Origin of the sequence: Streptomyces sp. NPDC047022, from assembly GCF_040644155.1 — a bacterium.
Classification (GTDB): Bacteria; Actinomycetota; Actinomycetes; order Streptomycetales; family Streptomycetaceae; genus Streptomyces.
Map to the genome: position 1 here is coordinate 338,170 of NZ_JBEYVV010000003.1, position 5,682 is coordinate 343,851.

The following is a 5,682-nucleotide window of genomic DNA, read 5'->3' on the forward strand; positions in this document are numbered from 1 at the left end:
CGGTTCGGCCTGCCGGAGGTCGCTCCCGCCGTCGGTGCCGTCCGGTGCGGTGGGCCCGGCGGCGGACGGCTCCGCTTCGGCGGCGTTCTCGGGCGGCGCCGGCGTCGGGCGTTCCAGTACGAAATCGCCATCTGCAGCGTTCTCGCCGTATGCGGGAACGCTGACCGGACCGCTCAGCTCGTAGTCACCCCCGGCTTCGCCGGACGGCGATTCCGCTCGGTACCCGTCCCGCTCCTCGGACGCCGCCGTCCCGGCTCCCTCCGTCGGGACCGGCTTCCCCTCGTTCATGCTCTCCCCACACCCGGCCCGCGGCACGCCGATACCGGCGGTCGCCGCTGGTTCGTCCATTCCGCGCCCGAAACGATTCTGCGGACGCGGCCCACCATGGATTCAACCAGGTTCCCCGGCCCCGGCGCGGACGCCGGTTCAGCGGACGGCGGATGCGGAGGGGGCGGGGGACAAGGAAGCGGACTCGGTGGCGGACGGGGTCGGCACCGGTGCGGCCATCAGACCGGGAGCCGCGATCGCCGGGGCGGCCGACAACGAGGTCAGCGTGAGTGGTGCGGACTCGTTGAGCGGGCGTATGAGCGGGGACATCACGGAGGCTCCCGCGAGCACCGGGGGCGTCAGGGCGCGCATGTCCGAGGCGTCCTGGATATCCATGACCGCGCCCGAGGACAGCAGGGGCGCCCCTCTCCTCATGGACGCGAGTGGCGCGCTGCCCGGGGTGCGCTGCCCGAGAAACGGTCCCACGGAGCGCCGGCGCAGCGCCTCGGGCACCGCGCTGCCGCCCGTACTGCCCGTACCACCCGTGCCCGGCGAACGCATGGGGGTCACATTGCTGCCGGCACCCGAGCCACCGCGCGACTCCGGACCTCCTGCGGTCGTGATGCCCGTCGACACACCGCCGAGCGCGATGGCGGCCAGGGACACGGCACCGGCGGCGACGAACGCGAACCGCAGCCCGCGTGAGGCCGAGCGCTCCGCGTCCTGGCGGCCCACGGGATGGACGCGGAAGCCGCGATCCACGGAGGGGGACAGTGCCGCGGCGTGCGGCCTCGAGGACACGTAGGCGAACGTCTCGCCTCTCAGGCCGAAGACCCCGGGCCCGGAGGGCAGCCCGGCGCCCGACGGGGGCCTTCCGCTGAGGCCTCCCCCGCCGAGCGGCGTGCCGTCGCCGTCGAGGTCACCTCCCCCGGGCAGGCCCTGAAGGCGGGCCAGGAAGCTCTCGGAGGGCGGCGGGGGCGCCGCCGCCGCGAAGACGTTCTTCAGTCGGCGCTGCGCGTCGGCCTCGGCCTTGCACTTCGCGCAGGTGGCCAGATGGGCCAGTACACGCTCACGCGTGTCATGACCGAGCTCTCCGTCCACCAGGGCGGAAAGCCGGTCTCCCAGATGCTGCTCTACCGGTGTGGGGCGTCGGGATCCAGTCACGCGGTCGCGCCCCCTCCCCCCAGCGCGGGTACGCGCGCCACGAAGGACCGGCGCTCGGCGCGGGCCTCGGGCGAGCGGTGCGCCAGGGCCTTGCGCAACTGCGAGCGTCCGCGGTGGATACGGGACCGGACCGTGCCGAGCTTGACGCCCAGGGTCGCGGCGATCTCCTCGTAGGACAGCCCTTCGATGTCACAGAGGACCACGGCCGCGCGGAACTCGGGCGCGAGCGTGTCCAGGGCCTGCTGGACGTCCGCGTCGAAGTGCGCGTCGTGGAACACCTGCTGGGGGGTCGGCTCCCGGCTCGCGAGCCGGTCGGCCGCGTCCTCGCCCAGCGCGTCGAAGCGGATGCGCTGCTTGCGGCGGACCATGTCGAGGAAGAGATTCGTGGTGATGCGGTGCAGCCAGCCCTCGAAGGTGCCGGGCGTATACGTCGACAGGGAACGGAAGACCCGGACGAAGACTTCCTGGGTCAGGTCCTCGGCGTCGTGCTGGTTGCCGGTCAGGCGGTAGGCCAGACGGTAGACCCGGCCGCTGTGCATGCTGACGATCTCCTCCCAGGTGGGTGGAGTCCACGCCTGCGAGTCCGCGTCGGTGGCGAAGGTCGCGGTCTGCGCGGGATCAGCAGCGTGGTGGGTGTCAGCGATGTCGGTCACGGATTTCGGCTCACCCGAGGATCTGAGGAGACGCCGCAGCACTCCTCCCCGCTCCGCAGGCGCAGCCGCACCTCCCCTGTCGGCTCTGGTGGTGTCCAGTGGAGCCCCTACCATAGCCACCTCGCCCGTTAGCTCCGGATAAGCGGTTTTACGAGAATTTGATGCGCGCTGAGACGGCTGCGTCAGTACCCGCTCGGTGCCCAGATCCATCCGTATCCCCCGTCGTCCCCCATGTCGTCCCTCCGCCTCGCTTCCCACCCTTCCAAACGCCCGGTCCCATCTGCGGGTTCCCGGGGGCAGCGGATACAGTCACGCCCAGGCAATCATGGGGACAGGAGAGGGTCATTACCGGCAACCGGCAGACAGGCTGGGCGTTCGCCGACGCCTATGTCGCCGAGGACGACGCGCTGCGCTGGGCGCGCGAGCGAGCCCGTGAAGCCGGGCTGCGCTCCGTGTCGCCCGGCGCCGGTGCGGCGTTGCGGTTGCTCGCCGCCGCCGTGGACGCCAAGGCCGTGGCGGAGATCGGGACCGGTTGCGGCGTCTCCGGCATCCATCTGCTGCACGGCATGCGGCCGGACGGGGTGCTGACCACGGTGGACCTGGAACCCGAGCACCAGCAGTTCGCCCGCCACGCTTTTCGCGCGTGCGGCTTCGCGAGCAACCGCGCCCGGTTCATCCCGGGCCGCGCGCTGGACGTGCTGCCCCGTCTCGCGGACGCCGGATACGACCTCGTGTTCTGCGACGGCGACCGGCAGGAGGTCCTCGACTACCTCGCTGAATCGTTGCGCCTGCTGCGGCCCGGCGGGCTCGTCGTCTTCGAAGGCGTCTTCGCCAACGGCCGGACGGTGGACTCGGGACCACAGCCCACCGAGGTCCTGAGACTGAGGGAACTGCTGCGCGCGGTGCGGGAGAGTCCGGATCTGGTGCCCTCGCTGCTCCCGGTGGGCGACGGGCTGCTGTGCGCGGTCAAGCGCTGACCCTGCGGGCGACCGCGACCGGGTGAGCGACCCGCCGGTGGACCGTAACCCTGACAAACAGGTGCCCCGGCACCGCGTACGATGCCGGGGCAACTCAAGACAGGGGTCGCTTCCGCGTCAGCCGACGACCTTCTTGAGGGCGTCGCCGAGCGCGTCGGCCTCGTCAGGGGTCAACTCGACGACGAGCCGACCGCCGCCTTCGAGCGGAACGCGCATGACGATGCCCCGCCCCTCCTTGGTCACCTCGAGCGGGCCGTCGCCCGTCCGCGGCTTCATGGCCGCCATGCTCGTTCCCCTTCCTGAAACCAGCTCATTGTCAGCCGACGGCCCTGGGAGGGCACACGGTCCTTTTGGCAGGACGCACGACACCGGCATCGAACACATTGCTTCCAGGCCATTATCCCGCATCAATGGACCCGATGACCAACATCGGTCTGCATCGCTTGGGCAACACGCGCGAGCAAAACCACTCAATTCGGCGATGTGACTGTGATACTGCGCTCCCACACGGACAGATGCCGGCCCGGACACGGACCTGGCTTCTTTGACGCAGGTCACACGTCCGGCCCGTTCCCCGGGCGATGATCTCCGCCATGCTGTCCTTCGACGCAGGGCGTACCGACCGGTACGACGGAGCCGCGACACCGGAGGGGACCACCATGGCCGACACCGTGCTCTACGAGGTGAGCGACGGACTCGCGACGATCACGCTGAACCGTCCCGAGGCGATGAACGCGCTGAACATCGCGACCAAGGCCGCGCTCAGGGACGCGGCGCGGGAGGCCGCGGCGGATCGCGCCGTACGCGCGATCCTGCTGACCGCGGCCGGGGACCGCGCGTTCTGCGTGGGACAGGACCTCAAGGAGCACATCGGCCTGCTCCAGGAGCAGGCCTCGGGCTCCGAGACATCGGTGATGAGCACCGTACGGGAGCACTACAACCCGATCGTCCGGGCGCTGACCCAGGCGGCGAAGCCGGTGGTCGCCGCCGTGAACGGGGTCGCGGCCGGGGCGGGCTTCGGTTTCGCCCTCGCGGCGGACTACCGGGTCGTCGCGGACACCGCGGCCTTCAACACCTCGTTCGCCGGGGTCGCGCTCACGGCGGACTCCGGGGTCTCCTGGACGCTGCCCCGGGTCGTCGGCCCCTCCCGCGCCGCCGACCTGCTGCTCTTCCCCCGGAGCATCAGCGCCCAGCAGGCGTACGAGTGGGGGATCGCGAACCGGCTGGTCCCCCAGGCCGAGCTGCGCGCGGAGGCCGAGAAGGTGGCCCGCTCGCTGGCCGAGGGACCGACGCTCGCCTATGCCGCCCTCAAGGAGTCCCTCGCCTACGGGATGTCCCACTCCCTGGACGAGACCCTCGACAAGGAGGACGAGCTGCAGAGCCGCGCCGGGGCGTCGGAGGACCACAGGATCGCCGTGCAGGCGTTCGTCGCCAAGGAGAAGCCGAAGTACGTGGGCCGCTGACGCAGGCCGGGCCGCCCGGGGGTCAGCTCCTCCGGGCGGCGCAGTCCGCCAGGTGGTCGTCCACCAGCCCGCAGGCCTGCATCAGCGCGTACGCCGTCGTCGGTCCGACGAAACGGATGCCGCGCTTCTTGAGGTCCTTGGACAGCGCCGCCGACTCGGCGGTGACCGCGGGGACGTCGGCGAGGGTTCTCGGAGCCGGGCGGGATGCCCGGTCGGGGGCGTACGACCAGACCAGTTCGTCCAGCTCGCCCGGCGCCCACTCGGCCAGCACGCGCGCGTTGGCGAGCGTCGCCTCGATCTTGGCCCGGTTGCGGATGATGCCCGCGTCCACCAGCAGGCGCTCCTTGTCGGACTCCCCGAAACCGGCGACCTCGGCGATGCGGAAGCCGGCGAACGCCGACCGGAAGCCCTCGCGGCGGCGCAGGATCGTGATCCACGACAGGCCCGACTGGAACGCCTCCAGGGACAGCCGCTCATAGAGCGCGTCGTCGCCGTGGACCGGGCGGCCCCACTCCTGGTCGTGGTAGGACACGTAGTCCTCGGTGGACAGGGCCCAGGGGCAGCGCTGCACGCCGTCGGGTCCCGCCATGGCCCCGGCGCTCACTGGTGGTCCCCCTCGCCCGGCTTGTCCATGCCCCGGCGGGACGCGCGGGCGCCCGCGAGCGCGGCCTCCAGGTCGGCGATGCGGGAGTCCCGCTCGGCGATCTCGGCGCCGAGGCGGCCGAGCGCGTCGTCCACCTCCGCCATGCGGTAGCCGCGGACGGCGAGCGGGAAGCGCAGGGCCTCCACGTCGGACCGTCCGACCGGGCGGTCCGGAGGGAGCGGGTCGTCGAGCCGCTCGGGCTCCGCCTCGGGCAGGGCCGCGCTCTCACCGCCGCCCACCACGGCCAGTGTCACCGCGGCGACCACAACGGCGAGCGCGATGACCAGGAACAAGAACATGAACATCACTGAGGTCCCCACGCTCGGTGCCGGCGCGCTGCGCGCCGGTACGGAAGTGCCGAAGTCGAATGTCGAATGTGTCTGGGTCAGATCGTGCCATGCGCCGGTGACAGTTAAGGTCGCAGGCGGCCAGGGAACGGGACTGAATGGGAGAGGTCACAGCGGATGCTCAGGCTGGGCAAGCGGGAATTCGCCGCACACGAGCCGGTGATCATG

At 71.5% G+C, this 5,682-nt stretch carries 7 protein-coding genes and 1 pseudogene; 2 read left to right on the forward strand and 6 right to left on the reverse strand.

Annotated elements, in window-relative coordinates; genetic code table 11:
- The 3 genes and pseudogenes from ABZ845_RS06640 to sigE all read right to left on the reverse strand — a co-directional run.
- Positions 1 to 288, reverse strand: a pseudogene (locus ABZ845_RS06640) (hypothetical protein); the annotation flags it as partial.
- 138 nt (positions 289 to 426) lie between these two features.
- Positions 427 to 1,431, reverse strand: coding sequence for a zf-HC2 domain-containing protein (locus ABZ845_RS06645; RefSeq protein ID WP_360973672.1), 1,005 nt, complete (start codon positions 1,429 to 1,431; stop codon positions 427 to 429).
- Complete coding sequence (sigE, locus tag ABZ845_RS06650; RefSeq protein ID WP_360973674.1) at positions 1,428 to 2,198, reverse strand: RNA polymerase sigma factor SigE; 771 nt, start codon at positions 2,196 to 2,198, stop codon at positions 1,428 to 1,430. The genes ABZ845_RS06645 and sigE overlap by 4 nt, the downstream gene beginning before the upstream one ends.
- A 164-nt stretch (positions 2,199 to 2,362) precedes the next feature.
- Between sigE and ABZ845_RS06655 the strand changes: the two genes are divergently transcribed.
- Positions 2,363 to 3,061, forward strand: a complete 699-nt coding sequence (locus tag ABZ845_RS06655; protein WP_360973708.1) for an O-methyltransferase — start codon at positions 2,363 to 2,365, stop codon at positions 3,059 to 3,061.
- A gap of 117 nt (positions 3,062 to 3,178) precedes the next feature.
- Here the strand turns inward: ABZ845_RS06655 and ABZ845_RS06660 are convergent, their stop codons facing one another.
- Entirely contained in the window at positions 3,179 to 3,346 is a 168-nt protein-coding gene (locus ABZ845_RS06660; protein ID WP_003966491.1) for a DUF3117 domain-containing protein, read from the reverse strand.
- A 374-nt stretch (positions 3,347 to 3,720) separates the two neighbouring features.
- Between ABZ845_RS06660 and ABZ845_RS06665 the strand changes: the two genes are divergently transcribed.
- Entirely contained in the window at positions 3,721 to 4,524 is an 804-nt protein-coding gene (locus ABZ845_RS06665; protein ID WP_360973710.1) for an enoyl-CoA hydratase-related protein, read from the forward strand.
- A gap of 22 nt (positions 4,525 to 4,546) precedes the next feature.
- Here the strand turns inward: ABZ845_RS06665 and ABZ845_RS06670 are convergent, their stop codons facing one another.
- Entirely contained in the window at positions 4,547 to 5,128 is a 582-nt protein-coding gene (locus tag ABZ845_RS06670; protein WP_360973676.1) for a DNA-3-methyladenine glycosylase I, read from the reverse strand.
- Positions 5,125 to 5,472: a DivIVA domain-containing protein gene (locus ABZ845_RS06675; RefSeq protein WP_360973678.1), complete on the reverse strand. Its 348-nt coding sequence runs from the start codon at positions 5,470 to 5,472 to the stop codon at positions 5,125 to 5,127. Before ABZ845_RS06675 ends, ABZ845_RS06670 begins: the two co-directional genes overlap by 4 nt.
- Between the last annotated feature and the right edge of the window lie 210 nt (positions 5,473 to 5,682).

Coding starts and splice junctions, on each gene's coding strand:
- ABZ845_RS06660 (WP_003966491.1), bottom strand. CDS start 3,346: ATGGCGGCCATGAAGCCGCGGACGGGCGACGGCCCGCTCGAGGTGACC.
- sigE (WP_360973674.1), bottom strand. CDS start 2,198: ATGGTAGGGGCTCCACTGGACACCACCAGAGCCGACAGGGGAGGTGCG.
- ABZ845_RS06665 (WP_360973710.1), top strand. CDS start 3,721: ATGGCCGACACCGTGCTCTACGAGGTGAGCGACGGACTCGCGACGATC.
- ABZ845_RS06675 (WP_360973678.1), bottom strand. CDS start 5,472: ATGTTCATGTTCTTGTTCCTGGTCATCGCGCTCGCCGTTGTGGTCGCC.